The sequence below is a fragment of the Herbaspirillum sp. CF444 genome, assembly GCF_000282135.1.
Taxonomy (GTDB): Bacteria; Pseudomonadota; Gammaproteobacteria; order Burkholderiales; family Burkholderiaceae_D; genus Herbaspirillum.
In genome coordinates, this window is the sequence record NZ_AKJW01000101.1 from 1 (window position 1) to 25,873 (window position 25,873).

The 25,873-nt window shown below is 60.7% G+C and carries 22 protein-coding genes and 1 pseudogene; 12 read left to right on the forward strand and 11 right to left on the reverse strand.

What is annotated here, in order from left to right; translation table 11 throughout:
• From PMI16_RS26560 to gcl, 4 genes and pseudogenes are all read right to left on the reverse strand, one after another.
• Positions 1-271, reverse strand: a pseudogene (locus tag PMI16_RS26560) (hypothetical protein); the annotation flags it as partial.
• Positions 272-352: 81 nt separating this feature from the next.
• The gene (glxR, locus tag PMI16_RS22025; protein ID WP_007883741.1) at positions 353-1,240 is read right to left on the reverse strand and encodes a 2-hydroxy-3-oxopropionate reductase; all 888 of its coding nucleotides are present in this window, start codon (positions 1,238-1,240) and stop codon (positions 353-355) included.
• Between the two features lie 47 nt (positions 1,241-1,287).
• Positions 1,288-2,067 carry a hydroxypyruvate isomerase gene (gene hyi, locus PMI16_RS22030; protein WP_007883743.1) on the reverse strand — a complete coding sequence of 260 codons (780 nt, stop codon included), beginning with the start codon at positions 2,065-2,067 and terminating at the stop codon, positions 1,288-1,290.
• Between the two features lie 317 nt (positions 2,068-2,384).
• Positions 2,385-4,160, reverse strand: coding sequence for a glyoxylate carboligase (gene gcl, locus PMI16_RS22035; RefSeq protein ID WP_007883745.1), 1,776 nt, complete (start codon positions 4,158-4,160; stop codon positions 2,385-2,387).
• Positions 4,161-4,331: 171 nt separating this feature from the next.
• Here gcl and PMI16_RS22040 point away from each other — a divergent pair, with 171 nt between their 5' ends.
• The 10 genes from PMI16_RS22040 to PMI16_RS22080 all read left to right on the forward strand — a co-directional run bounded on the left by PMI16_RS22040 (position 4,332) and on the right by PMI16_RS22080 (position 17,699).
• Positions 4,332-5,237, forward strand: coding sequence for a LysR family transcriptional regulator (locus tag PMI16_RS22040; RefSeq protein ID WP_007883746.1), 906 nt, complete (start codon positions 4,332-4,334; stop codon positions 5,235-5,237).
• Complete coding sequence (locus PMI16_RS26105) at positions 5,209-5,463, forward strand: hypothetical protein (RefSeq protein ID WP_157212755.1); 255 nt, start codon at positions 5,209-5,211, stop codon at positions 5,461-5,463. The genes PMI16_RS22040 and PMI16_RS26105 overlap by 29 nt, the downstream gene beginning before the upstream one ends.
• A 45-nt stretch (positions 5,464-5,508) precedes the next feature.
• The gene (locus PMI16_RS22045; protein ID WP_007883747.1) at positions 5,509-5,691 is read left to right on the forward strand and encodes a hypothetical protein; all 183 of its coding nucleotides are present in this window, start codon (positions 5,509-5,511) and stop codon (positions 5,689-5,691) included.
• 15 nt (positions 5,692-5,706) lie between these two features.
• On the forward strand, positions 5,707-7,005 hold the full coding sequence (locus PMI16_RS22050) for an NCS2 family permease (protein ID WP_007883748.1): 1,299 nt from the start codon (positions 5,707-5,709) through the stop codon (positions 7,003-7,005).
• 196 nt (positions 7,006-7,201) lie between these two features.
• Entirely contained in the window at positions 7,202-8,701 is a 1,500-nt protein-coding gene (gene xdhA, locus PMI16_RS22055; protein WP_007883751.1) for a xanthine dehydrogenase small subunit, read from the forward strand.
• Positions 8,702-8,710: 9 nt separating this feature from the next.
• A complete protein-coding gene (xdhB, locus tag PMI16_RS22060) occupies positions 8,711-11,083 on the forward strand; it encodes a xanthine dehydrogenase molybdopterin binding subunit (protein WP_007883753.1) in 2,373 nt (790 codons plus the stop codon).
• 126 nt (positions 11,084-11,209) lie between these two features.
• Positions 11,210-12,325: a xanthine dehydrogenase accessory protein XdhC gene (xdhC, locus tag PMI16_RS22065; protein ID WP_007883755.1), complete on the forward strand. Its 1,116-nt coding sequence runs from the start codon at positions 11,210-11,212 to the stop codon at positions 12,323-12,325.
• A 136-nt stretch (positions 12,326-12,461) separates the two neighbouring features.
• Positions 12,462-13,760: a guanine deaminase gene (gene guaD / locus PMI16_RS22070; protein ID WP_007883757.1), complete on the forward strand. Its 1,299-nt coding sequence runs from the start codon at positions 12,462-12,464 to the stop codon at positions 13,758-13,760.
• A gap of 277 nt (positions 13,761-14,037) precedes the next feature.
• Positions 14,038-16,755 (forward strand): DNA mismatch repair protein MutS, encoded by a 2,718-nt coding sequence (gene mutS, locus PMI16_RS22075; RefSeq protein ID WP_007883758.1) that lies wholly within the window; start codon positions 14,038-14,040, stop codon positions 16,753-16,755.
• Positions 16,752-17,699 (forward strand): hypothetical protein, encoded by a 948-nt coding sequence (locus tag PMI16_RS22080; RefSeq protein ID WP_007883759.1) that lies wholly within the window; start codon positions 16,752-16,754, stop codon positions 17,697-17,699. The genes mutS and PMI16_RS22080 overlap by 4 nt, the downstream gene beginning before the upstream one ends.
• 317 nt (positions 17,700-18,016) lie before the next feature.
• Here PMI16_RS22080 and PMI16_RS22085 read toward each other — a convergent pair whose 3' ends face one another.
• Positions 18,017-18,571 (reverse strand): FKBP-type peptidyl-prolyl cis-trans isomerase, encoded by a 555-nt coding sequence (locus PMI16_RS22085; protein ID WP_007883760.1) that lies wholly within the window; start codon positions 18,569-18,571, stop codon positions 18,017-18,019.
• A gap of 285 nt (positions 18,572-18,856) precedes the next feature.
• On the opposite strand from PMI16_RS22085, the gene PMI16_RS22090 reads away from it, so the two are divergent.
• Entirely contained in the window at positions 18,857-19,981 is a 1,125-nt protein-coding gene (locus PMI16_RS22090; RefSeq protein ID WP_007883761.1) for a cupin domain-containing protein, read from the forward strand.
• 283 nt (positions 19,982-20,264) lie between these two features.
• Positions 20,265-20,519, forward strand: a complete 255-nt coding sequence (locus tag PMI16_RS26565; RefSeq protein ID WP_081493455.1) for a hypothetical protein — start codon at positions 20,265-20,267, stop codon at positions 20,517-20,519.
• A gap of 134 nt (positions 20,520-20,653) precedes the next feature.
• Here PMI16_RS26565 and PMI16_RS22095 read toward each other — a convergent pair whose 3' ends face one another.
• The 6 genes from PMI16_RS22095 to PMI16_RS26570 form a co-directional block, all read right to left on the reverse strand.
• Complete coding sequence (locus PMI16_RS22095; protein WP_007883763.1) at positions 20,654-21,436, reverse strand: MBL fold metallo-hydrolase; 783 nt, start codon at positions 21,434-21,436, stop codon at positions 20,654-20,656.
• A 48-nt stretch (positions 21,437-21,484) separates the two neighbouring features.
• Positions 21,485-22,660: an outer membrane protein assembly factor BamC gene (gene bamC / locus PMI16_RS22100; RefSeq protein ID WP_034381869.1), complete on the reverse strand. Its 1,176-nt coding sequence runs from the start codon at positions 22,658-22,660 to the stop codon at positions 21,485-21,487.
• 65 nt (positions 22,661-22,725) lie between these two features.
• Positions 22,726-23,604, reverse strand: a complete 879-nt coding sequence (dapA, locus tag PMI16_RS22105) for a 4-hydroxy-tetrahydrodipicolinate synthase (protein ID WP_007883766.1) — start codon at positions 23,602-23,604, stop codon at positions 22,726-22,728.
• A gap of 111 nt (positions 23,605-23,715) precedes the next feature.
• Positions 23,716-24,915 carry a tryptophan--tRNA ligase gene (locus PMI16_RS22110; RefSeq protein ID WP_007883768.1) on the reverse strand — a complete coding sequence of 400 codons (1,200 nt, stop codon included), beginning with the start codon at positions 24,913-24,915 and terminating at the stop codon, positions 23,716-23,718.
• Between the two features lie 8 nt (positions 24,916-24,923).
• Positions 24,924-25,586, reverse strand: a complete 663-nt coding sequence (locus PMI16_RS22115) for a site-2 protease family protein (protein WP_007883770.1) — start codon at positions 25,584-25,586, stop codon at positions 24,924-24,926.
• A gap of 11 nt (positions 25,587-25,597) precedes the next feature.
• The coding region (locus PMI16_RS26570; protein WP_237719919.1) for a hypothetical protein at positions 25,598-25,873 on the reverse strand (276 nt) is incomplete at its 5' end.

Consider the following 25,873-nt stretch of genomic DNA (forward strand, 5'->3'; position numbering starts at 1 on the left):
AGCCAGTCTCGAAGTCCGCTTGAGAGTAGCCGGTGACGGCAGGTGCAAATCGGATAAAGAGAAAAAATCTGTCTGAGCGCAGCGAGTTTATTTTTTCTCCCGATTTGTACCTGCCGGCGCCGGGAACCCCAGAGGGGCTACGACCCAGCCTTTGTTGGAGCAGTGCTCCAACCTTCTTTTGCTTACTTTTCTTGGCGAGACAAGAAAAGTGAGCGGCTGCCGGGCCGCCCCCGGCAACCACGGTCGTCCGAAGAACAAACAGCATCAGCAACGAACACCCCACCAGTCGGAACAACGAACGCCACGGGGTCCTGACTTTCGTCAGGACGACAAGCCCTTGGCAAGCCAGCAATCAACCCTTGGCAATCTCATGATTCGACATCAACTCAATCGCCCGGCACAACGCCGAGTGATCCAAGCCACTCATTCCATTGGCCGCACAAGCATTCATCAACTCCTGCGCAGTAGCCGTATTGGGCAAGCTGACGCCCAGGGCTTTAGCACCCTGCAAAGCCAGATTCAAATCCTTCTGATGCAACTCAATCCGGAAACCGGGATTGAAGGTACGCTTGACCATGCGCTCGCCATGCACTTCCAGAATGCGCGACGAAGCAAACCCGCCCATCAGCGCCTGACGCACACGCGCAGGATCGGCGCCGGCCTTGGAAGCAAACAATAACGCTTCGGCAACCGCCTGAATATTCAACGCCACGATGATCTGGTTCGCCACCTTGGTAGTCTGACCGTCGCCGTTACCGCCGACCAGAGTGATGTTCTTGCCCATCAACTCAAACAGAGGCTTGACGTCGTTGAACGCCGACTCATTGCCGCCGACCATGATCGTCAGCGAGGCAGCCTTGGCGCCGACTTCGCCGCCGGAGACCGGCGCGTCCAGGTATTCGCAACCCAGCGCATTGATCTTTTGCGCGAAACCTTTTGTGGCGATCGGCGAGATCGAGCTCATGTCGACCACGATCTTGCCGGCGGAGAGGCCTTCGGCCACGCCGCCTTTGCTGAACAGCACCGCTTCAACATGCGGGGTGTCCGGCACCATCACGATGATGATGTCGGCGCGCTTGGCGACTTCTGCCCCCGATGTGCAGACGGTGGCGCCGCCTTCGAGCAATGCTGCCGGTGGATTTTTTTGATCATGCAGGTAAAGCTTGTGACCGCCCTTTTGCAGGTTCTCCGCCATGGGCGAACCCATGATGCCCAATCCGATGAATCCGACTTTTGCCATGATGTGTCTCCTCTAAGATGAATAAATGAATTCGTTGCAAGCCCGAATCACAGGCCGTGTGCCGCGCGCCAGCCTAGCCCTTCGACGGTGCCTGCCTTCGGCTTGTACTCGCAGCCGATCCAGCCCTGATAGCCGATCTCGTTCAGGTACTTGAACAGGAAGCGGTAGTTGATCTCGCCCGTGCCCGGCTCGAAACGGCCAGGGTTGTCAGCCAGCTGCACATGGCGGATCAGCGAGAGGTTGGCCTTGATGGTGTTGGCCAGTTCGCCTTCCATGCGCTGCATGTGATAGATGTCGTACTGCACGAACAGGTTGCCGGAGCCGGTCGCCATGATCAGCTCGGCCGCCTGCTTGGTGGTGTTGAGGAAGAAGCCGGGGATGTCGAAATAGTTGATCGGTTCGATCAGCAAGGCGATGCCTTCGGCTTGCAGCTTGTCGGCGGCGAACCTGAGGTTGGCGACCAGGGTTTCGCGTGCAGCGGCGGCGCTGACGCCTTGCGGCTGGATGCCGACCAGGCAGTTCAGTTGCCTGACGCCGAGTACCTTGGCGTAGCGGATCGCGTCGTCGACGCCCTGGCGGAATTCGCCGACGCGGTCGGGATGACAGGCGATGCCGCGCTCGCCGGCTTCCCAGTTGCCCGCGGGCAGATTGTGCAGGACCAGCTCCAGTTCATTCTTGCGCAGTTGTTCGGCGATCTGCGCCGGTTCGAAGGCGTAGGGGAACAGAAATTCCACGGCCTTGAAGTCGGCTTGCGCGGCAGCGCGGAAACGCTCCAGGAACGGCAGCTCGGTGAAGAGCATGGTCAGGTTGGCGGCGAGTTTGGTCATGTGTGGGTCCTTGGTGGTCGTGGCGCTTGCCGGTTCAGGCTATCGTTAAATCCACCACCGTCGTCCCGGCGAACGCCGGGACGACGGTGGCTTGCTGCAATGGCGACGGCGGTTGTTCGCTCGGCACATACCTGCATGTGTCGGCAAGACGGTTTGATTTTCCGCTGTCGTTCCCGCTCATTCCCAACGCTGTCGATGCACTGACGACGCTGGGTCCCGACGTTCGTCGGGACGACGGAGAAGTGATTAAGCTCCTCCGTCGTTGTCTCCTCCGGTGATCGTTCTTCCTTCTTATCCTTATCTCTTCGCGACTATTCCTAGTCCAGCAAACTGATTGCCGTCGGCGCATGCTCACGCTTGGTGGCCAGTTCTTCGAACTCGTTGACGGCGTTGATCTCGGTACCCATCGCGATGTTGGTGACGCGTTCCAGGATGATTTCCACCACCACCGGCACGCGGTACTCGGCCATCCAGCGCTGCGCCACGGCGAAGGCGTCCTGGATTTCGTTCGGATCGGTGACGCGGATCGCCTTGCAACCCAGGCCTTCCACCACGGCGACGTGGTCTACGCCGTAGCCGTTGAGTTCGGGTGCGTTGATGTTTTCGAACGCCAGCTGCACGCAGTAGTCCATCTCGAAGCCGCGCTGTGCCTGGCGGATCAGGCCGAGGTAGGAGTTGTTCACCACCACGTGCAGATACGGCAGGTTGAATTGCGCGCCAACGGCCAATTCTTCGATCATGAACTGGAAGTCGTAGTCGCCCGAGATCGCCACCACCTTGCGTTGCGGATCAGCGGCGCACACGCCCAGCGCGGCGGGAATGGTCCAGCCCAGCGGACCAGCCTGGCCGCAGTTGATCCAGTGGCGGTCCTTGTAGACGTGCAGGAATTGCGCGGCGGCGATCTGCGACAGGCCGATGGTGCTGACGTAGCAGGTGTCGCGACCGAAGGCGCGATTCATTTCTTCGTAGACGCGTTGCGGCTTGATCGGTACTTCTTCGAAGTGAGTACGGCGATGCATGGTGCGCTTGCGCTCCTGGCATTCGGCCAGCCAGGCGGAACGGTTCGGCAACTTGCCGGCAGCCTTCAATTCTTTGGCGACTTCGATGAACAGCTTCAGTGCCGCCTTGGCGTCGGAGACGATGCCGTAGTCCGGACCGAACACGCGGCCGATCTGGGTCGGTTCGATATCGACGTGGACGAACTTGCGGTCCTTGGTGAACACTTCGATGGAACCCGTGTGACGGTTGGCCCAGCGATTGCCGATGCCGAGCACGAAGTCGGATGCCAGCATGGTGGCGTTGCCGTAGCGGTGGCTGGTCTGCAGACCGACCATGCCTGCCATTTGCGGGTGATCGTCAGGGATCGCGCCCCAGGCCATCAGGGTCGGAATGACCGGCACGCCGGTGAGTTCGGCAAATTCAACCGCCAGCTCGGCCGCATCGGCATTGATCACGCCGCCGCCGATGGTCAGCAAAGGACGCTCGGACTGGTTCAGCATGGTCAGCGCTTTTTCGATCTGGGCGCGGGTGGCCGATGGGCGATAGACCGGCAGCGGCTCGTAGGTATCGGGGTCGAATTCGATCTCGGCCATTTGCACGTCGAACGGCAGGTCGATCAGTACCGGACCGGGACGGCCCGAGCGCATCAGGTGGAAAGCCTGCTGGAACACGCGCGGCACCAAGGCCGGTTCGCGCACGGTGACGGCCCATTTGGTGACCGGCTTGGCGATCGATTCGATGTCGACGGCCTGGAAGTCTTCTTTATACAAACGGGCACGCGGCGCCTGGCCGGTGATGCACAGGATGGGAATCGAATCGGCTTGCGCGGAATACAGGCCGGTGATCATGTCGGTGCCGGCCGGACCGGAGGTGCCGATGCACAGGCCGATATTGCCGGCCTTGGCGCGGGTGTAGCCCTCGGCCATGTGGGACGCGCCTTCGACATGGCGCGCCAGGACGTGCTGGATGCCGCCATGGCGTTTCAGCGCCGAGTAAAATGGATTGATCGCCGCGCCGGGCACGCCGAAGGCTTGCAGGCAGCCCTCTTTTTCCAGCACATATACCGCTGCGTCTACTGCCTTCATCTTTGCCATGTTGCCTCCTGGGTTATTAGGTTCCTGATGCGCCGGAAGCAACGACGATGCCCCTCGACCGATGAGATGCATCCTATAACCAACAATATTGTTTGATAAGAAGACTAAATATCTGTTTATTCCGTACTAAAAATATGGAAATATAGAAAAAGTATCGAATAAGGAGGTTTTGTGGACAAACTCAAACAAATCGAGGCTTTTGTCTCGGTCGTCGAAAAAGGCAGTCTCGCGGCGGCGGCGCTCGAGGAAAACATCACTCCCGTGATGCTGGGCCGACGCATCGACGCCCTGGAAAAACGCCTCGGCACCAAGCTCATGCATCGCACCACGCGCCATCTGACGCTGACCGAACAAGGCAGCGTCTTCCTCGATCATTGCCGCAAGCTGCTGAGCGATATCGAGGTGGCGGAAAAGAGCATCGCCGAAGGCCGCCACAAGGCCACCGGCCATCTGGTGGTCTCGACGCCGGCGGCCTACGGACGGCTGCACGTGGCGCCGCATGCGCCGGCTTTCCTGGCGCATCATCCGGAAGTGCAGATCTCGTTCAACCTGACCGACCGCGTGGTGGACCTGGTGCGTGAAGGCTACGACCTGGGCATCCGCATCGGCGGCGCGATCGAGCCGAGTTTCGTGGCGGTGAAGCTGGCCAGCAACCGCCGCGTGGTGTGCGCCGCGCCGGAATACCTGCATCGCAACGGCATCCCCAAGACGCTGGACGATCTGGCCGACCACAATTGCCTGGCTTTCAACCTGCAGGGCGGGCAGCAGCGCGGCTGGTATTTTCAGCAAGGCGGCAAGCCGGTCATCATCCGCGCGCAAGGCAATCTGGATTGCAACGACGGCGAGCTGCTGCACCGCTGGGCCAGCGAAGGGCTGGGACTGGCGTGGCGCTCGACCTGGGAGATTCAGTCGCAGCTGGCCTCGGGAGAACTGATTACCGTGCTGGACGAATACGCCCTGCCCCATTACGACATCATGGCCGTGTATCCGCAGCAACGGCATCTGCCGGCGAAGACGCGTTTCTTCATCGATTACCTGAAGGAGGTGTATGCGCAGCCGGATTACTGGACCAGATAATTGCCGCAAACAAACAGAAGAGCTAAAGAGCAGTCATCCCGGCGTCGTGACGACGGCTGATACGACGCCGGGTCCTGACCTGCGTCAGGACGACAGGCATGCAGAATTGGCGACGAGGGAAGGTATTTTTGAGCTTGACGGCTCGGCATCAGACCGAACTCCTCAATTCAATACATTATTGGAGGCAATCCATGGCTCGAAACCATGGCAAATCGTCATTATTTGATTAACGCATGAACATATACCCGTAACCTTATAGTTGATATTCCCCATGACTTACGTTTTGCCCAAATATTTCAACGACATTACATACGCTGCAATCAATCTGCTCGGAGGTGGTTTCCAGGACTGGGAAGCGGCGCAAAACAAGATACAAATCAGAACGCCCATTTTTTGCGGACCCGAGAAATCTGCAAGTTTTCTGGCGTATAAAAAAGAACCGCATCAAGCGTAAACGGAGACAATTCTCATGACTTTTCTGGACAAGTTTTTCAAACTCAGCGACAACGGCACGACCGTCCGTACCGAGCTGCTGGCCGGTCTCACGACCTTCCTGACGATGGCCTACATCATCTTCGTCAACCCATCCATACTCGGGGATGCGGGCATGCCGAAGGATTCCGTCTTCGTCGCCACCTGTGTGGCGGCGGCAATCGGCACACTGATCATGGGCCTGTACGCCAACTATCCGATCGGCCTGGCGCCGGGCATGGGTCTGAACGCCTATTTCGCCTACGCCGTCGTCAAGGGCATGGGCTTTCCGTGGCAGGCTGCGCTGGGCGCGGTGTTCATCTCGGGCTGCCTGTTCCTGCTGGTGAGCCTGTTCCGCATCCGCGAGCTGATCATCAATGCCATTCCGCATTCATTGCGCACGGCGATACCGGCGGGGATAGGACTTTTCCTCGCGCTGATCTCGCTCAAGAATGCCGGCATCGTGGCCGCCAGCCCTGCCACTTTCGTCACCATGGGCAACCTGCATCAGGCCGCGCCGGTGCTGGCCATCATCGGCTTCCTGGTGATCGTCGCGCTGGATCAGCTGAAGATCCGCGGCGCGCTGCTGATCGGCATCCTGGCCGTGACGGTGCTGAGCTTCATCTTCGGCGGCAACCAGTTCAACGGCGTGTTCTCCGCTCCGCCGTCGATCTCGCCGACGCTGTTCCAGCTCGATCTCAAGGGCGCGATCTCGATGGGTCTGCTCAACGTGGTGCTGGTGTTCTTCCTGGTGGAACTGTTCGACGCCACCGGCACGCTGATGGGCGTGGCGCAACGCGCCGGCCTGGTCAAGAACGGCAAGATCGAACGCATCAACAAGGCGCTGCTGGCCGACAGCGGCGCGATCGTGGCGGGTTCGCTGCTTGGCACATCGAGCACCACTGCCTATATTGAAAGTGCGGCCGGCGTGCAAGCGGGCGGACGCACCGGCCTGACCGCGGTGGCCGTCGCCGTGCTGTTCCTGCTGGCGCTGTTCATTGCGCCGCTGGCGGGAGTGGTGCCGGCCTATGCGACGGCGCCGGCGCTGTTCTTCGTGGCTTGCCTGATGCTGCGCGAACTGGCCGACATCGACTGGAACGACACCACCGAGTGCGTGCCGGCCGTCATCACCGCGCTGGTCATGCCGTTCACGTATTCGATCGCCAACGGCCTGGCGCTGGGCTTCATCAGCTACGCCGCGCTGAAATTGCTGACCGGCCGCGTCAAGGACGTGTCGGCGGTGATCTGGGTGATCGCGGCGATCTTCCTGTTCAAGATGGTGTATCTCGGCGCCTGATGGGCAGTAGCTAGAAATAACAAGACAGCGGCGTCCTCGGACGCCGCTGGCAGGAAAGAAGGATGTTTCAGAGAGAAATGCTTCGACAATCTGTCGCAACAATCGGCAGCGGCAAATAAGTTTTCTCTCTAAAAGGTCCCGGCACAGATCTTGAATCACAGTAATCCGTAGCCATTTTTTTATAGCAAAGCACACCATGTCAGAACCGATTCGCTTCTATTTCCGCGGCGAGACCCATCAAGTCGATGGACTGCCCAATACACGCACCGTTTTGCAGCATTTGCGCGAAGACCTGCATTGCACCGGCACCAAAGAGGGTTGCGCGGAAGGCGATTGCGGCGCCTGTACGGTGGTCGTGGGCGAGCTGCGCGGCAACGAGCTGGAACTGAAAACGGTCAACTCCTGCATCCAGTTCGTGCCGACGCTGGACGGCAAGGCGCTGTTCACGGTGGAAGACCTGAAGCAGAGCGACGGTTGCCTGCATCCTGCCCAGCAAGCCATGGTGGAATGCCACGGTTCGCAATGCGGCTTCTGCACGCCCGGTTTCGTCATGTCGCTGTGGGGCCTGTACCTCAAGCATGAACAAGACGACGTCACGCCGACCACGCGCGAAATCGACGACGCCCTGTCCGGCAACCTGTGCCGCTGCACCGGCTATCGCCCCATCATCGACGCGGCACGCCGCATGGGCGAATTGCCGAAGGTGACTTTCGACCGCGTACCGGTGATCGATGCGCTGCGCGCCATCCAGCGCGAAGAGCCATTGAGCGTCACGCACGCCGGGCAGACCTTCCACGCGCCGCGTACATTGGCGCAACTGGCGACGCTGCGCAGCGAATTGCCGAAGGCGCGCATCCTGGCCGGCTCGACCGACGTCGGCCTGTGGGTGACCAAGCACATGCGCGACCTGGGCGACATCATCTACATCGGCCAGGTGGAAGAACTGCGCCACATCGTCAACAAGGACGGCTGGCTGGAAATCGGCGCCGGCGTCACCTTGGAAAAAGCCTACGCCGCGCTGACCGAGCAATATCCGCAAGAGCTGACCGAACTGTGGCAACGCTTCGCCTCGCTGCCGGTGCGCAACTCTGGCACGCTGGGCGGCAACGTCGCCAACGGCTCGCCGATCGGCGACTCGATGCCGTGGCTGATCGCGCTCGGCACCGAAATCATGCTGTACGGCGTCGACGGCCAGCGCATCATGCCGCTGGAAGATTTCTACATCGCTTATCAGAAGTCGGCGATTCTGCCGAACGAGTTCGTGCAAGGCGTGCGCGTGCCGCTGCCGCGCAAGGACATTGCTTTCCGCGTGTACAAGCTGTCCAAGCGTTTCGACCAGGACATTTCGGCGGTGTGCGCGTCGTTTGCTTTCCGTCTCGACGGCGGCAAGGTGGTCGACGCCCGCATCGCCTTCGGCGGCATGGCGGCGACACCGAAGCGCGCCGCGCTGGCGGAGGCTGAACTCAACGGCAAGGACTGGAGCGAGGCCAATGTCAAAGCGGCAATGCTTGCGCTGGCGCAAGATTATGCACCGCTTTCTGACATGCGCGCCTCTTCGGCGTATCGTATGAGAACGGCACAGAACCTGTTGTATCGCTACTGGCTGGAAACGCGCGCCGATGCGCCGTTGCCCGCAGCTTCCGTGAGTGCATTCGTGCACGGCAAAAGCGTCGGCTCCGCCACCCAGATTGCTTAAGGAATCGCAATGAACAAGCAAACTGAAGAATTCATGTCCGTCAAAACATCGCAATCCGCCTCTGCCTGGACCGAGGTCGGCAAACCGCATCCGCACGAGTCCGCCATCCTGCACGTGACCGGCGAAGCCACCTACACCGACGACATCGTCGAGCTGCAAGGCACGCTGCACGCCGCGCTCGGCCTGTCGACCAAAGCCCACGCCAAAATGCGCGCCATCGATCTGAGCAAGGTCAAGGCTTCCGTGGGCGTGGTCGCGGTCTACACCGCCGACGACATCCCCGGCGAAAACCAATGCGGCGCCATCATCAAGGATGACCCGGTGCTGGCCGACGGCCTGGTGCAATACGTCGGCCAGCCTATCTTCGTTGTCGTCGCCGACAGCCACGACAACGCGCGCCGCGCTGCGCGCCAGGCCGTGATCGACTACGAAGAACTGCCGGCCATCCTGACGCCGCGCGCCGCGCACGAGGCCGAATCCTATGTACTGCCGCCGATGCACCTGTCGCGCGGCAATCCGGCCGAAGCCTTAGCCAAGGCGCCGCACAAGCTCAAGGGCAAGCTCGACGTCGGCGGCCAGGAACAGTTTTATCTGGAAGGCCAGATCTCTTACGCGATTCCCAAGGAAGGCCGCGGCATGCACGTGTATTGCTCGACGCAACACCCGAGCGAAATGCAGCATCACCTCGCGCACGTGCTGCACGTCGCCTCGCATGACGTGCTGGTCGAATGCCGTCGCATGGGCGGCGGTTTCGGCGGCAAGGAATCGCAATCGGCCTTGTGGGCCTGCGCAGCAGCGGTCGCTGCCGTACGCCTGCGCCGTCCGGTCAAGCTGCGCGCCGACCGCGACGACGACATGGTCGTCACCGGCAAGCGCCACTGCTTCGCCTACGATTACGAAATCGGTTACGACGACAACGGCCGCATCGTTGCCGCCAAGATCGACATGGTGTCGCGCGCCGGCTTCTCGGCCGACTTGTCCGGTCCGGTGGCGACCCGCGCCGTATGCCACTTCGACAATGCCTACTACCTGTCGGACGTGGAAATCCACGCCATGTGCGGCAAGACCAACACGCAATCGAACACCGCCTTCCGCGGCTTCGGCGGTCCGCAAGGCGCGATCGCGATCGAATACATCATCGATGAAATCGCCCGTAATCTCGGCAAGGATGCGCTGGAAGTGCGCCGCGCCAATTTCTACGGCAGCAGCGACGGCGACGGTCCGGATGCGCGCAACGTCACGCACTACGGCCAGAAAGTGGAAGACAACGTCATCGCCGCCCTGGTCAGCGAACTCGAGCGCACCAGCGACTATCAGGAACGCCGCAAAGCCATCAACGTCTTCAACGCCGGGAACACCATCCTCAAGCGCGGCATGGCGCTGACGCCGGTCAAGTTCGGCATCTCGTTCAACGTGCCTCACCTGAACCAGGCCGGTTCGCTGGTGCACGTGTATACCGACGGTTCGGTGCTGGTCAATCACGGCGGCACGGAAATGGGCCAGGGCCTGAACACCAAGGTGGCGCAAGTCGTCGCCAACGCGCTCGGCCTGCCGCTGGATCAGGTGCGCTGCACCGCCACCGACACCAGCAAGATCGCCAACACCTCGGCCACCGCCGCATCGACCGGCAGCGACCTCAACGGCAAGGCGGCGCAAGATGCCGCTTTGCAAATCCGCGCGCGGCTGGCGCAAGTGGCGGCCAAGCATTTCAGCGCGGAAGCGACCGACGTGCGCTTCGCCGACGGCCTGGTGTCGGTGGGCGAGCAATCGATTCCTTTCGACCAGTTGGTGATGCAGGCTTACCTGCAGCGCGTGCAATTATGGTCGGACGGTTTCTACTCGACGCCGAAGGTGCACTGGAATTCCAAGACCATGACCGGCCATCCGTTCTTCTACTTCGCCTATGGCGCAGCAGTCGCCGAAGTCGTGGTCGACACGCTGACCGGCGAATGGCGCCTGATTCGCGCCGACCTGCTGTACGACGCCGGCGAAAGCCTGAATCCGGCGATCGACGTCGGCCAGGTGGAAGGCGGATTCATCCAGGGCATGGGCTGGCTGACGACGGAAGAACTGTGGTGGAACAAGGACGGCAAGCTGATGACGCATGCGCCGTCGACCTACAAGATCCCGGCAGTATCGGATTGCCCGACGGATTTCCGCACGCAGCTGTTCAAGAACAGCAACGTCTCGGACACCATCCATCGTTCCAAGGCCACCGGCGAACCGCCGCTGCTGCTGCCGTTCTCGGTCTTGCTGGCGATCCGCGATGCGGTGTCGGCCGTGGGCGAACATCGCGTCAATCCGCCGCTGCGTTCGCCGGCGACCAGTGAGGCGATTCTGGATGCGATTGATGCGGTCAAGGCCGCACAGATCACTCAGTAATTTTTTAACCGGAATGGTCAACAAAACCTTGATGGCAAGGCGCGCCGACGCAGACAGTACGAGCAGTACGGCAAGGAGGCGCAACGCCGCCAGCGACGTTTTGTTGACCACGACTCAGGGGAATTCATGACCACTTGGCTTGCTGCACTCAAAGACTTGCACACCACCGCCATTCCGGCGGTATTGGTAACGGTAGCGACCATTCAAGGGTCAACGCCGCGCGAGGCGGGTGCGCGCATGGTGTTTACGGCCGACGGCCAGTACGACACCATCGGCGGCGGTCATCTGGAATGGCGCGCGGCGCAGATTGCACGTGACATGTTGAACGCCGATCCGGCGGTATTCTCCGGCACCCGCAAGTTTGAACGCATCGCGCTCGGACCGAGCCTGGGCCAATGTTGCGGCGGCGTGGTGTTCCTCGCCTTCGAGCGTATCGATCAACACAGCGATGCGCGCACGGGCGCAATGCTGACCGAACTGGAACATCACTGGCGCAACGGCGTCGACGTCTGGCGCGCGGTCGCGCTGGAGTCCAACGATCCGACGCTGCTCTATGAACTGGAAGGCGAAGCCTGCGACCTGAGCGCGCCCGACAACGGCCTCGACGCGGCGATGTTCCGCAACGCCGGCACTACCCACGTGACGCAAGACCGCTACGGCCGCCGCTGGCTGCTGGATCGTTGCCGGGCGCATCAGCCGCAAGTGGTGCTGTTCGGCGCCGGTCATGTCGGCGCGGCCATCGTGCGCGTGCTGGCGACGCTGCCCTGCCGCGTGCTGTGGGTGGACGAACGCGAAGACATGTTTCCGCCCGACCTGCCGATGCAGGTGACGGTCGAGGCAACCGACGTACCCAACGCCGTGGTCGACCTGGCCGAACCGGGCGCTTACTTCCTCGTCATGACGCACAGCCACGCGCTGGACCAGCAACTGAGCGAACGCATCCTCAAGCGCGAAGACATCGGCTGGTACGGCCTGATCGGCTCGTACACCAAGCGCAAGCAATTCGAACACCGCCTGCTCGACCGCGGCATCACGCAGGAGCAGTTGAACAAGATGACCTGCCCGATCGGCATTCCGGGCATCTATGGCAAGGAACCCGCCAGCATCGCGATCGCGGTGGTGGCGCAACTGATGCAGTTATGGGAACTACAGGCGCCAAAGGCGCAGCAGCCGCAGCAACTGGACTCGGCCGGCACCTTCAAGGCGAGGCTGGCCACACACATGCTGGACGGCCGGAGCTAAAAGGACAACCGGACCGTCGCCTCAGCAGTATCTGTTCCAGCGTAGTTTTACCCCATACCAGTATCATTCGGTTGTCGCAGTTGCCGCTCGCGCCTATGCAGGGCAGCACGCAACCGAATAGCCTAAAAGGATCATCATGACTTCCCACGTGCAAGCCTATCGCGCCAGCCTGCTCCATTTCCGCAACGACCCGGCCTTCGACGAACATGCCACGCAATGGCATGGCGACGGCTTGCTGATCGTCGCCGACGGCAAGATCGTCGCGACGGGAGATTACAGCAAGCTGTCCGCTTCCCTGCCCGCGGATTGCGATTTGCATGACTATCGCGGCAAGATCATCACGCCCGGTTTCATCGACACCCACGTCCACTATCCACAGACCGACATCATCGGCTCGCCCGCGCCGGGCTTGCTGCCGTGGCTGAACACCTACACCTTCCCGGCCGAACGCCGTTTCGAGAGCGGCGAACATGCCGGCGAAGTGGCCGACTTCTTCCTGGCAGAACTGCTGCGCAACGGCACCACCACGGCAGCCGTGTATTGCACCGTGCATCCGCAATCGGTTGACGCCTTCTTCACCCGCAGCAGCGAGCTGAACCTGCGCATGGTGGCCGGCAAATGCCTGATGGATCGCAATGCACCGGACTTCCTGCGCGACACCGCCGAAAGCGGCGCACGCGAAACCGAAGAACTGATCAAGCGCTGGCACAACAAGGGACGTCAGCACTACGCCATCACCGTGCGCTTTGCGCCGACTTCGACGCCGGCGCAATTGAAGCTGGCCGGCGAACTGGCGACGCAGTACCGCGACACCTACATCCAGACGCACGTCGCCGAAAACACCGATGAAGTGAAATGGGTCAAGGAACTGTTCCCCGACAGCCGCAGCTATCTCGACGTCTACGACCAGTACGGCCTGATGCGCGAACGCGCACTGTATGCGCACTGCATCTGGCTGGACGACGCCGACCGCGCACGCATGGCGGCGACGCAATCGGTAGCGACGGTGTGCCCGACCTCCAACCTGTTCCTCGGCAGCGGCCTGTTCGATTTCGCCAATGCCGACAAACTGCGCATGCCGGTGTCGCTGGCGACCGACGTCGGCGGCGGCACCAGCTTCTCGATGCTGCAGACGATGAACGAGCTGTACAAGGTCGGCCGCATGGCCGGCACCCACCTGGCGGCGCAACGCATGTTCTACATGGCGACGCTGGGCGGCGCGCGCGCCTTGCAACTGGAAGGCACCATCGGCAACTTTGCGGCCGGCTGCGATGCCGACTTCATCGTGCTCGATCCGAAAGCCACGCCGCTGCTGGCGCGCCGCAGCGCCACCACGGACAGCCTGGAAGAACAGCTGTTTGCGCTGGCGATCCTGGCCGACGACCGCGCGATTGCGGCGACGTATTCGGCGGGCGCTTGCGTGCATACGCGCTGAAACGCATTTCAGTTTTTTTGAGGAGTTCGGGGCGGGCCGTGCGAGCGGCTCGCCCTTTTTTCATGGGATGACGCTCGCCGGCGTGGAACCGACGCATTGATTGTTTGTCAACTATCGGTCTCGGCAGAGCCATCCTGGCGTCACCTTGTAGTTCAGGCTCGTAGTTCGGCCTCCTGTGCGGCCCCCGCACGCGGTAAAATGGCAGATCGCCAGAACCCCGAAAAACCTTAGCGCAAGATGACGCCCTCCCCTTGAAGCGGCGTCGGCAATTGACTGAATGACCAAACACTTGAAATCCACCATCGAATCCGACCCGGGCAGCGCGGGCGGCGAAAAACATACGCCGATGATGCAACAGTACCTGCGCATCAAGGCGGAATATCCGACCACGCTGGTGTTCTATCGCATGGGCGACTTCTACGAGTTGTTCTTCGACGACGCCGAAAAAGCTTCGCGCCTGATGGGCATCACGCTGACCCAGCGTGGCGCGTCGAACGGCTCGCCGATCAAGATGGCGGGCATCCCTTTCCATTCCGTCGACCAGTATCTGGTCAAGCTGATCAAGCTGGGCGAATCGGTCGCGATCTGCGAGCAGATCGGCGACCCGGCCACCAGCAAGGGACCGGTGGAACGCAAGGTGGTGCGCGTGATCACGCCGGGCACCCTGACCGACTCCGACCTGTTGCCGGAAAAATCCGAGCGGCCGCTGCTGGCGATGCACGTCGCCTCGGGCAAACAACGCAAATCCGTCACCGTCGGCCTCGCGTGGCTATCGATGGCCAGCGGCGCCTTGAAGCTGATGGAATTCACGGTCGAGCCTGCCTTGCTGGAAGCACGCCTGAAACAGGAACTGGAACGCATCTCGCCGGCTGAAACGCTGGTCGGCGACAGCGAAGAAGCCGCTTACGCGCACATCCTCAGCGGCAAGGCCACGACCGTGCCGGACTGGCACTTCGACCAGCCGAGCGGCGAAAAGTCACTGCTGGATCAATTGTCGGTCGCCACCCTCAACGGCTTCGGCGCGGAAGGCATGACGGCGGCCGTCGGCGCCGGCGGCGCGCTGTTGCGCTATGCCCAGTCGACGCAAGGCAAGGGCCTGCAACACGTGCGCGCCCTGACCGTGGAATCGGAAAACGAATTCATCGGCCTCGACGCTTCCACGCGCCGCAACCTGGAACTGACCGAAACCATCCGCGCGCAAGATGCCAACGCGCTGGCGCCGACGCTGTTCTCGCTGCTCGATCATTGCCGCACGGCGATGGGTTCGCGCCTGCTGCGCCACTGGCTGCATCATGCGCGCCGCGACCAGCGCATCGCCAAAGCCCGCCATGCCGCCATCAATGCGCTCATGCGCACCGACGCCTGCTCCGGCCTGTCGGCGACCCTGGCGGCGGTGCCGGATATCGAACGCATCACCACCCGCATCGCCCTCTTGTCGGCGCGTCCGCGCGACCTGGCCGGCTTGCGCGCCGGTTTGCAGCAGCTCGGTTCGCTGCGTAACTACGTCGCGATGTGCAGCCGCGACGCCGATGCCCCATTGCTGCTGGAATTGCACGAAGCGCTGGCGACGCCGACCGAATGCATCGACTTGCTGGAACGCGCCATCATGCTGGAACCGGCGGCGATGGTGCGCGACGGCGGCGTGATTGCGCGCGGCTTCGATGCCGACCTGGACGAGCTGCGCGGCCTGTCGGAAAACGCCGGCCAGTTCCTGATCGATCTGGAAACACGCGAACGCGCCCGCACCGGCATCGCCAACCTGCGCGTCGAATACAACAAGGTGCACGGCTTCTACATCGAAGTCACGCACGGCCAGACCGACAAGGTGCCGGACGACTATCGCCGCCGCCAGACGCTCAAGAACGCCGAGCGTTACATCACGCCGGAACTCAAGGCCTTCGAAGACAAGGCCTTGTCGGCGCAAGAGCGCGCCCTGTCGCGCGAGAAGTACCTTTACGACCAGTTGCTGCAGGATCTGGCGCCGCACATCGTCACGTTGCAAGCCATCGCCCATGCGCTGGCCCAGCTCGACACCCTGGTGGCGCTGGCCGATCATGCCGCGCGCAACAATTGGTGCGCGCCGCAACTGGTGACCGAGCCGACCATCCTGATCGAGCAAGGCCGCCATCCGGTGGTGGAAAACCAGATCGAGCGCTTCATCGCCAACGATTGCGCCTTCAGCGCCGAGCGCAAGCTGTTGCTGATCACCGGCCCCAACATGGGCGGTAAATCGACCTTCATGCGCCAGGTGGCGCTGATCACGCTGCTGGCTTACATCGGCAGTTTCGTGCCGGCGACCAACGCGACGATCGGTCCGATCGACCGCATCTTCACGCGTATCGGCGCCGCCGACGACCTGGCCGGCGGCCGCTCGACCTTCATGGTGGAAATGACGGAGTCGGCCGCCATCCTCAACAACGCGACCGAGAATTCGCTGGTGCTGATGGATGAAGTCGGCCGAGGCACGTCGACCTTCGACGGCCTCGCGCTGGCATGGGCGATCGCCAAGCACCTGATCGACGTGACGCGCAGCTTCACGCTGTTCGCGACGCACTACTTCGAACTGACGCAATTGCCCGACGTGCATCCGACCGCTTCCAACGTGCATCTGTCGGCGGTGGAACACAAGGACAGCATCGTCTTCCTGCATGCGGTGCAGTCCGGTCCGGCCTCGCAAAGCTACGGCTTGCAGGTGGCGCAACTGGCCGGCGTGCCGACACCGGTGATCCGCGCCGCGCGCAAGCATCTGACCGCGCTGGAAACGCAGTCGGTGCAAACCACGCCGCAGTTCGATCTGTTCAGTGCGCCGCTCAACGCTGGCGCCGGCATCGAAGACCAGCATTCGCACGAATCCGAACACGCACCCGCCGATCCGGCGATGCAGGCCGTGGTGGATGCGCTCGCCGGCATCGATCCGGATGCGATGACGCCGAGAGAAGCGCTGGATGCCTTGTATCGCCTCAAGCAATTGGGCGACGGAGGCAACGCCGCATGAAGAACCGGCTGTCGCGCGCCATCCTCGCGGGCCTTGCCCTGCTTCTCCTGAATGCTGCCGCCATGCAGGCGGCAACGGCGCAAGACAGCTTTCAGTTCGGCGTGATCGGCCATTCTTTTTCCGGGAATCCGGATGATGCCGTGTTGCGCAAGGCCTTGAACGAGAGCGATGCGGACAGCCTCGCCTTCGTCGTCGTCAACGGCATCAAGTCGGCGACGGAACCATGCAGCGATGCACTTTACAGCGAACGCCGCGACCTGCTGAAGGAAGCCGAGAACGGCGTCATCGTTTCGCTCGCCGCCAGCGACTGGGTCGGCTGCCGCAACAAGAACGGGTCGATCGCCATCGAGCGCCTGAACCGCGTGCGCGATCTGTTTTTCCCCGATGAGTTTTCATTCGGCGCCAGCAAGGTGCCGCTGTTCCGCCAATCGGTGACGCCAAAGTTTCGCAGCTATACGGAGAACGCCCGCTGGGAATTCGGCAACATCCTGTTCGCGACGATCAACCTGCCCTCGGCCAACAATCATTTCTTGCAGGATGGCGGTCGCAACAGCGAGTTCGAAGACCGTCTGATCGCCAACCGGGATTGGCTGCAGCGCCTGTTCGCCTTCGCCACGCAAAGGAAAATGGCCGGCATCGTGCTGTTCAGCGACGGCAATCCGCTGACGCAACCTAGCCAGCGCCCTTTCCTGCTGCGCGGCCAGCGCGACGGATTCTCTGAAACGCGCCAGCGCATCACCACGCTGGCCGGCGAATTCCGCGGCAAGGTCTTGCTGGTGCATGGAGAAAACCTGAAGAGCGAATCCAATGCCGGCATCCTGTGGCGCCGCAACCTGGGCAGCATCGGCGTGGCGTCGGGATGGTCGAAGTTCGCGGTCGACAATGGCAAGCCGGATCTGTTTACGCTGGCTAACGAGACGAAATCAGCGCCGGCTTCGCAGTAGTTCTTGCGGCCCGTAAGCATGCTCGTCAGATCGCTTTTTCTTGCTTTCCCCGAGCGTAGATACGCCGCTGGGTCCTGACTTTCGCCAGGACGACAGGTGACGGTCTGATATTGAAACGGCCACAAAAAAACGCAGCCTTAGCTGCGTTTTTTATTAGCGCCAAATCTGTTCGCAGTCCGTAGCGAGAGGCCGTCAGCCGGTATCGGCCGGAGCACAGCTCAGTTACGCAACCCTTGGAGGGTATTTGAGCACACGAGGATTCCGAGCACCGCACGATTCCGGATCACGGCCTCTCGCGATGGAATGTGGACAGATTTTTAGTGGATTGGCTGGCTGCGGAAATGATCGCCTTCGTCGCCGTCGTCATCGCCGTGATCGTGACCGTGGTCATGGTGGTGATGGCCGTGCGGACCGTGTACGTGCTGATGCTGGATTTCTTCTTCCGTCGCTTCGCGCACTTCGGTGACGTTCAGGTCGAAGCGCAGCGCGATGCCGGCCAGCGGATGGTTGCCGTCGAGGACGACCTTGTCGTCGGCGATTTCGGTCACGGTGAAAATCACTGCGCCCTGATTGTCGTCGTCAGGCGAACCTTCGAACTGCATGCCGACTTCGATCGGCGACGGCAGACGGTTCTTCGGCTCGATCTTGACCAGTTCGGCGTCGTATTCGCCGAAGGCATCGACAGGTTCGACTTGGATGGTGACGCTGTAGCCGGTTTCCTTGCCGTCCAGTGCTTCTTCGATCTTCGGCAGCGTGTTTTCGTAGCCGCCGTGCAGGTAGACCATCGGCTCCTGGCTTTCTTCGATCAGTTGGCCCTGCGCGTCGGACAGTTTGTATTTGACGGAAACGACGGTATTTTTGGCAATCTTCATGTATGCCCCTTCTCTTGGTTCTGGTTCATCGGTCATTGCAGGTCTGGTGAAGCACCGGACTGAACCGATGACAACCTGCCACGTTTTTGCTGTTGTTGCGAGGGCCATACTCCGCTGCGACCCGAGAAGGCATGACATGGGAATGTACTGCAATCTGCAAGCCGAATTATACCCTTTCGCCGGTATTGCCATTACGTGCGCCGGACACATGCATTCGGCGCGCCCGGCGTGCAGGCAAGCTGTCGACGCGGCGTCAGCTTCTGCATTGCGCTCTATAATGTCGCCATGAAAAATACCCTGACTCTGCTCGGCGACATCAGTCCCGCCACCTTCCTGCGCGATTACTGGCACAAGAAACCGCTGCTGATCCGCCAGGCCATTCCCGGATTCACACCGCTGCTGTCGCGCCAGGCGCTGTTCGACATGGCGTCGCGCGACGACGTCGAGTCGCGTCTGATCCAGCAGCACGGCGAGCACTGGAAGATGGACCATGGTCCGCTAAGCAAGCTGCCGGCGCTCAAGCAGAAAGAATGGACCATGCTGGTCCAGGGCGTCAATCTGCATGACGACGCAGCCGACGAGCTGCTGCGCCGGTTCCGCTTCATCCCCGATGCGCGCCTGGACGACCTGATGATCAGCTATGCCAGCGACGGCGGCGGCGTCGGTCCGCATTTCGATTCCTACGACGTGTTTTTGTTGCAAGCCCACGGCCGGCGCCGCTGGCGCATCAGCGCGCAGAAGGATCTGTCGCTGGTGGACGGCATGCCGCTGAAGATCCTGAAGAACTTCCAGTCCGAGCAGGAGTTCGTTCTGGAGCCCGGCGACATGCTGTACCTGCCGCCGCATTATGCGCATGACGGCGTCGCCGTGGGCGAGTGCATGACGTATTCGATCGGCTTCCGCGCGCCGGCTTATCAGGAACTCGGCGAAGCCTTCCTGCAATTCATGGCCGATTCCATCGATCTGCCGGGCCGCTATGCCGATCCTGAGCTGACGCCGGCCAGGCATCCGGCACAACTGCCTGAGGAATTGCTGTCGCAGGTGACCGATGAAATCAACAAGATGCGCTTCACCGACGACGACATCACGATTTTCCTCGGCGAGTATCTATCGGAGCCGAAGGCGTCGGTGTTCTTCGATCCTGCTGAAAAATCGCTGACGCATGCGCGTTTCGTGCAGGCCGCAAACAAGCGCGGGGTCAGGCTTTCACGCAAAACCCAGATGCTGTACCGGGGCAAGCACGTGTTCGTCAATGGCGAGTCGTTTGCCGTGGGCCGTGCCGACAAAGCGCTGCTGACGGTGCTGGCCGACGAGCGTCGCCTGGACAAAAGCGCGTTGCAACATGCTTCAGAGGATGTAATGGAGGCCTTCCACAACTGGTATGAAGACGGCTGGCTGGAACTGTCTTAACAAGCTTGAAAATTCGCCGTTTTTTGTTTTTCGAGATAAGGCGATATGCCGGAAACCTGCATGAATAAAGGCCTGACGACAAGCTGACTATATTTCCGACAATCTTACAAATTCTTACAGAAAAGAATAATTCGCATGTGATTTTCGGAAAATGTGGCTATAATATCGGGCTGGAAAGCTTTCGTTGTTAAGCACACAAGCAAGACACCGAAATCATCCTATAGAGCGATAATTACCGGTAATTATTCATCGCAAAATTTTGATTATTATTGAAGGAATATTCATGAAAAAGACTCTGTTGATCGCATCTTTGTTGGCTGTTGCTCTGGCTGCTTGCGGTAAAAAAGAAGAAGCTCCTGCACCTGCACCAGCTCCAGCAGCTGAAGCTCCAGCAGCAGCACCAGCAGCTCCTGCTGCTGATGCAAAGCCAGCTGACGCAGCTCCTGCTGCTCCAGCAGCTGATGCCAAGCCAGCTGATGCTGCTCCTGCAGCTCCAGCAGCTGACGCTAAGCCAGCTGACGCAGCTCCAGCAAAATAATCAACCGATTATTGGAAAAGCCGACCCGAGGGTCGGCTTTTTTTACGCCTGCGCGGTTTGTTTGCTCCGGAATCGCGCCGTTCCTGTTTCGGCGCCCCCTCTCCATCTCTACCATTGCCCCCGCAGTCGCTTGCTCAAGCGATGGTTATCCAATCGAATCCCTCTTCCTGACACGCGATCATCACTTCGCCAGGATGCGCATCCAATGCGCCGCATAGTGCTGCGCGCGCCAGCTCCGGTGTATTGTTTTTCAGACTCAGGTGGGCGCCGACCACGGTTTTCAATTTCTGCTTGTCCAGCGCGGCAAGAATCTCGGCGCTGACGTCGTTGGCCAGGTGACCGTACGCGCCGCCGATACGGCGTTTGAGCGACGGCGGATAGACGGAATCGGCCAGCATCCGGCGATCGTGATTACATTCCAGCACCAGCGCATCGCATCCACCAAGCGCCTGCACCAGATGCGCGGTCGATTGCCCGGCATCGGTCAGCACGCCCAACTTGCAGCGACCGTCGTTGGCGACGTACTGCACCGGCTCGCGCGCATCGTGCGGCACGGTGTAAGGCAAGAACGACAAGTCGCCGATGACGAGCTCCTCGCTGTCGCGACAAAAATGCAGCTGCACGCCTTTGCAGGCTTCTGCGCCGACGGCCTGGTAGGTGCCGTAGGTCAGCCACACCGGAATCTCATGGCGGCGAGCGAACTTGAAAACGCCACCGACATGATCCTGGTGCTCATGCGTGACGATGATGCCGGAGATATCCTGGGGGAGTTTGCCGATGCGCGTCAGGCGACGCTCGGTTTCCTTGATGCCGAAACCGCAATCCAGCATGACCGTGGTGTTGGTCGTGCCGGAATTGCTGCCGGCGATGATGAGGGCGTTGCCTTCGCTGCCACTGCCGAGACTTGCAAATTTCAACAGTGGCCTCGCGAAGACATGTACTGCGTATTGCTGACTTATGCGAAATTACTTCAGCTGATCGTTCAGCAGACCAAGGATCTTGTCTGCTGTCTGCGAGACTTCGGCCTTGCCGTCGTTGTTCTGGACGGTGATGCCGCTGACGTCGCCGGTACCCTTGACCACGATGCGGTAACGCGCCGCGGTCTTGTCCTTGTTCTTGGAGCTGAACAGGTTCGAGAAGAAGCCGCCGGATTCCTTGTCCTTGGCGTCCTGGTTCTGATCGACGTAACGCACGAAGTAGATGCCTTGCGAACGATCGCGATCTTCCACGGTGAAGCCGACGCGATCAAGCGCCAGGCCGACACGGCGCCATGCGCGATCGAAGCTTTCATCCACTTGCACGCTGGAACCGGTGGCGGCCTTCAGCAGCTTGGAACGGGCCTGCAGGCTCGGCGCATTGGCGACGGCAGCCTTGGCCTTGGTTTCTTCGGCACCCAGGCGCACCATCAGGCGCGCCAGGAATTCGGCTTCCAGACCAGGATCGGAAGGACGCGCGGTCCATACCGAGGTTTCCTTGGCCGAACCGGTCAGCACTTCTTCGGCGCCGCGATGGCTGATGAAGATTTCGGTGGTGCCGTTAGGACCGCGTTCCAGACGCGTGCGGAACTTGTCGCGCTCGCCGGTCGAGTACAGTGAGTCGAACACCTTGCCGAGCGTGTTGCGAATGAAGTCTTGCGGGATCTTGGCGCGGTTTTCGGCCCAGTCGGTTTCCATCACGCCGGTATCCGGCGACTCGACGTTGATCAGGAAGCCGGAGTCTTGCCAGAAGTCCTTGATCGGCGTCCACAGCTGTTCCGGCGTTTGCGAGACCACCAGCCAGCGTTGGGTGCCGTCGCGTTCAATGCGCAGGTCACCCTTGGCTTGCGGCGCCACGGCTGCCGCATCGGCGGCCGGCTTGGTCTTCTGCTCCAGGCTGTAGCCGGAAGCGGTGGCCACACCCTTGTTCGCTTCAGGAATCGCATAGCGGTTGTCGCGCTGCAGCTGGGTCAGATCCGGCGGTACTTCGAGTCGTGGCCCCTTGGCTTTTTCCGCGCTCTTGTAGTCGATACGATCTCCTTCCAGCATGTTGCTGACGGCGCTGCATCCCGCCAGGCTGGTGAAAGCCAGGGCAATCATGAGACCCGTGAGACCACGTTGTGGGAGAAGACGTGAAGCAGAGTGAACGTTCTTGCGAATTGTCATATCGTTGCAATGAAAAGCGGGTTCGGGTTCAAGGGAAAACGACACTGCCGTTTAGGTTTAATTAATTATTTTAATACACCGGACTCGCGCAACGCGCCACGCACGGTATCGTGATAGGCGGCGCCCAGCGGAGCCAGCGGCAAACGCATGCCGGATTCGATCAGGCCCATCTCCGTCATTGCCCACTTCAGCGGTACTGGATTTGGTTCGACAAACAGCTTGTTATGCAAAGGCAGCATCTTGTTGTTCAGTTCGATCGCCCTGGCGATGTTGCCGCCCATGGCTGCAACGCACAGCTCGTGCATGTCGCGCGGCGCGACGTTGGCCGTCACCGAGATATTGCCGTGGCCGCCGTACAGCATCAGCGCGATCGCGGTGGCGTCGTCGCCGGAATAAATGGAAAACGACTTCGGCGCCAGGCGGATCAGATCCGTGCCGCGGCCGATGTTGCCGGTGGCATCCTTGACGCCGACGATGCCCTTCACTTGCGCCAGGCGCAGGATGGTTTCGTTGCTCATGTCGGCAACGGTGCGGCCGGGAACGTTATACAGAATCACCGGCAAGTCGACCGCCTCGGCGATCTTCTTGAAGTGCAGGTACATGCCTTCCTGCGTCGGGCGATTGTAGTAAGGAACAACCTGCAGCGAGGCATCGGCGCCGACCTTCTTGGCGAACTCGGTCAGTTCGATCGCTTCCGAGGTCGAATTGCCGCCGGTGCCGGCGATGATGGGAATGCGTTTGGCGGTGTGCTCGACCGCGACCTTGATCAGTTCGGAGTGTTCTTCGACCGAAACGGTCGGCGATTCGCCGGTGGTGCCGACGATAACGATACCGTCGGTGCCTTCCGCGATATGCCAGTCAATCAACTTGCGCAATCCCGGGAAATCGAGACTGCCATCCGGATGCATCGGCGTGACGATGGCGACTATGCTGCCCTTGATCATGATGTTAGTGCGTAGTGAGTAGAAAATAAAAGACCGATTGTAGCGGATAGCCACTGCTATCGGTCAATTTGTTCAGATTTGCTTACATAGAACCTGCACCTTGCAGGTTTCTCAATAGCCGAGCCCCATGGCTTCGCGGACGTCGCGCATGGTGTCTTGCGCCAGCTTGCGGGCCGTGTCGCAGCCGTCGGCAACGATGGCGCGCACCAGCGACGGATCGTCGATGTATTGCTGCGCCCGTTCCAGCATCGGTTGCTGCTCTTTGAGGATGGCGTCGATGACCGGTTGCTTGCATTCCAGGCAACCGATACCGGCCGAACGACACCCCTTGTCGACCCATTGCCGCGTGGCATCGTCGGAATACACCAGATGGAATTGCCAGACCGGGCATTTGCCCGGGTCGCCCGGATCGGTGCGGCGCACGCGCTGCGGATCGGTCGGCATGGTGCGGACCTTCTTGGTCACGGAATCCTTGTCTTCGCGCAAGGCAATGGCGTTGCCGTAGCTCTTGGACATCTTGGCGCCGTCCAGGCCGGGCAAGCGCGAGGCTTCGGTCAGCAAAGCCTGCGGCTCGGTCAGGATCAGCTTGCGGCTGCCTTCCAGATAGCCGAACAGGCGCTCGCGGTCGATCATCGACAGATTTTGTGCGTCGTCGAGCATGGCCTTGGCTTGCTCCAGCGCTTCTTCGTTGCCCTGCTCCTGGAATTGCGTGCGCAGCTCCTGATACAGCTTGGAGCGTTTGCTGCCGAGCTTCTTGACGGCTTCGCGCGCTTTCTCTTCGAAGCCTTTTTCCTTGCCGTAGAGATGGTTAAAGCGGCGCGAAATCTCGCGCATCATCTCGATGTGCGGAATCTGGTCTTCACCGACCGGCACCTGGCTGGCGCGATAGATCAGCACGTCGGCCGCCTGCAGCAGCGGATAGCCGAGGAAGCCGTAAGTCGCCAAGTCGCGGTCGGCCAGCTTTTCCTGCTGATCCTTGTAGGTCGGCACGCGCTCCAGCCAGCCCAGCGGCGTGGCCATCGACAGCAGCAGGTGCAATTCGGCATGTTCCGGCACGCGCGACTGGATGAACAAGGTGCATTGGGAAGGATCGACGCCGGCGGCGAGCCAGTCGATCACCATTTCCCAGGTGCTGGTTTCGATGACGCCGGGGTCGTCGTAATGGGTTGTCAGCGCATGCCAGTCGGCAACAAAAAACAGGCAAGGCAGCTCGGATTGCAGCTTGACCCAGTTCTTCAGGGCGCCATGGTAGTGGCCCAGATGCAGCGCACCCGTGGGGCGCATGCCGGAGACAACGCGATCAGGATACATGGTGTGTTTTAGTTAAAAAGTAAGGACAACGGCGAAGTAATCAACTGCAGCAAGCTCCCTGCCAGATACATGACCGGCGCCATCCACCAGGTGTAGATCACCTTGAGCAAGACGAGTGCCATGACGATAAAGAAACCGTAAGGCTCGATCTGTGCAAATTTATACGCATATTTGTTCGGCAGCAAACTGGTCAGAATGCGTCCGCCATCGAGCGGAGGAATCGGAAACAGATTGAAGGCAAACATGACCAGATTGGTCAGCACGCCGGCTTTGGCCATCAGCATGAAGAATTCCTCTTCGATGCCGCCGATCACCAGTGCGTAAATCATCAGTGTCCAGATCAGCGCCATCAGAAAATTGGCAGCCGGACCAGCCAGCGCCACCCACGCCATGTCGCGTTTGGGCTTGCGCAGTTTGCCGAAGTCCAGCGGCACCGGCTTGGCATAACCGAACAGGAAGGCCCCGCTGGTCGCAAAGTACAGCAGCACCGGAATGACGATGGTGCCGAAAGGATCGATGTGTTTGATTGGATTGAGGCTCATGCGCCCCATCATGTAAGCGGTCGTGTCGCCGAAGTACTTTGCAGCAAAGGCATGGGCCGCCTCGTGCAGTGTAATCGCGAACAGTACCGGGAGCGCATACACTGCGACAGTCTGGATAAGATCATTCATGGGTGCGAATTTTAGCAGAGGGATAGCGCAGGACCGCCGGAAAATCGACGGCCGGGGCAAGAAATGCGGGACGGCGGCGCAGAGCACCGCCCGGGGACGAAGAAATTAATGGCATGACAACGATTGCATCCGGCAATGCCCGGATACGGGAAGTCAAAAGTTAACCAAAAGCAATTAGAACTCATTTCATAAATAGGCGTGAGATGCGTTCTTCCCAGAAAGGCCGCTGGCAAGGGTGTAGCAGGGGTTTCGCGCAGCATGCTGCGCGCCTGCGTAACGGTCTGCGC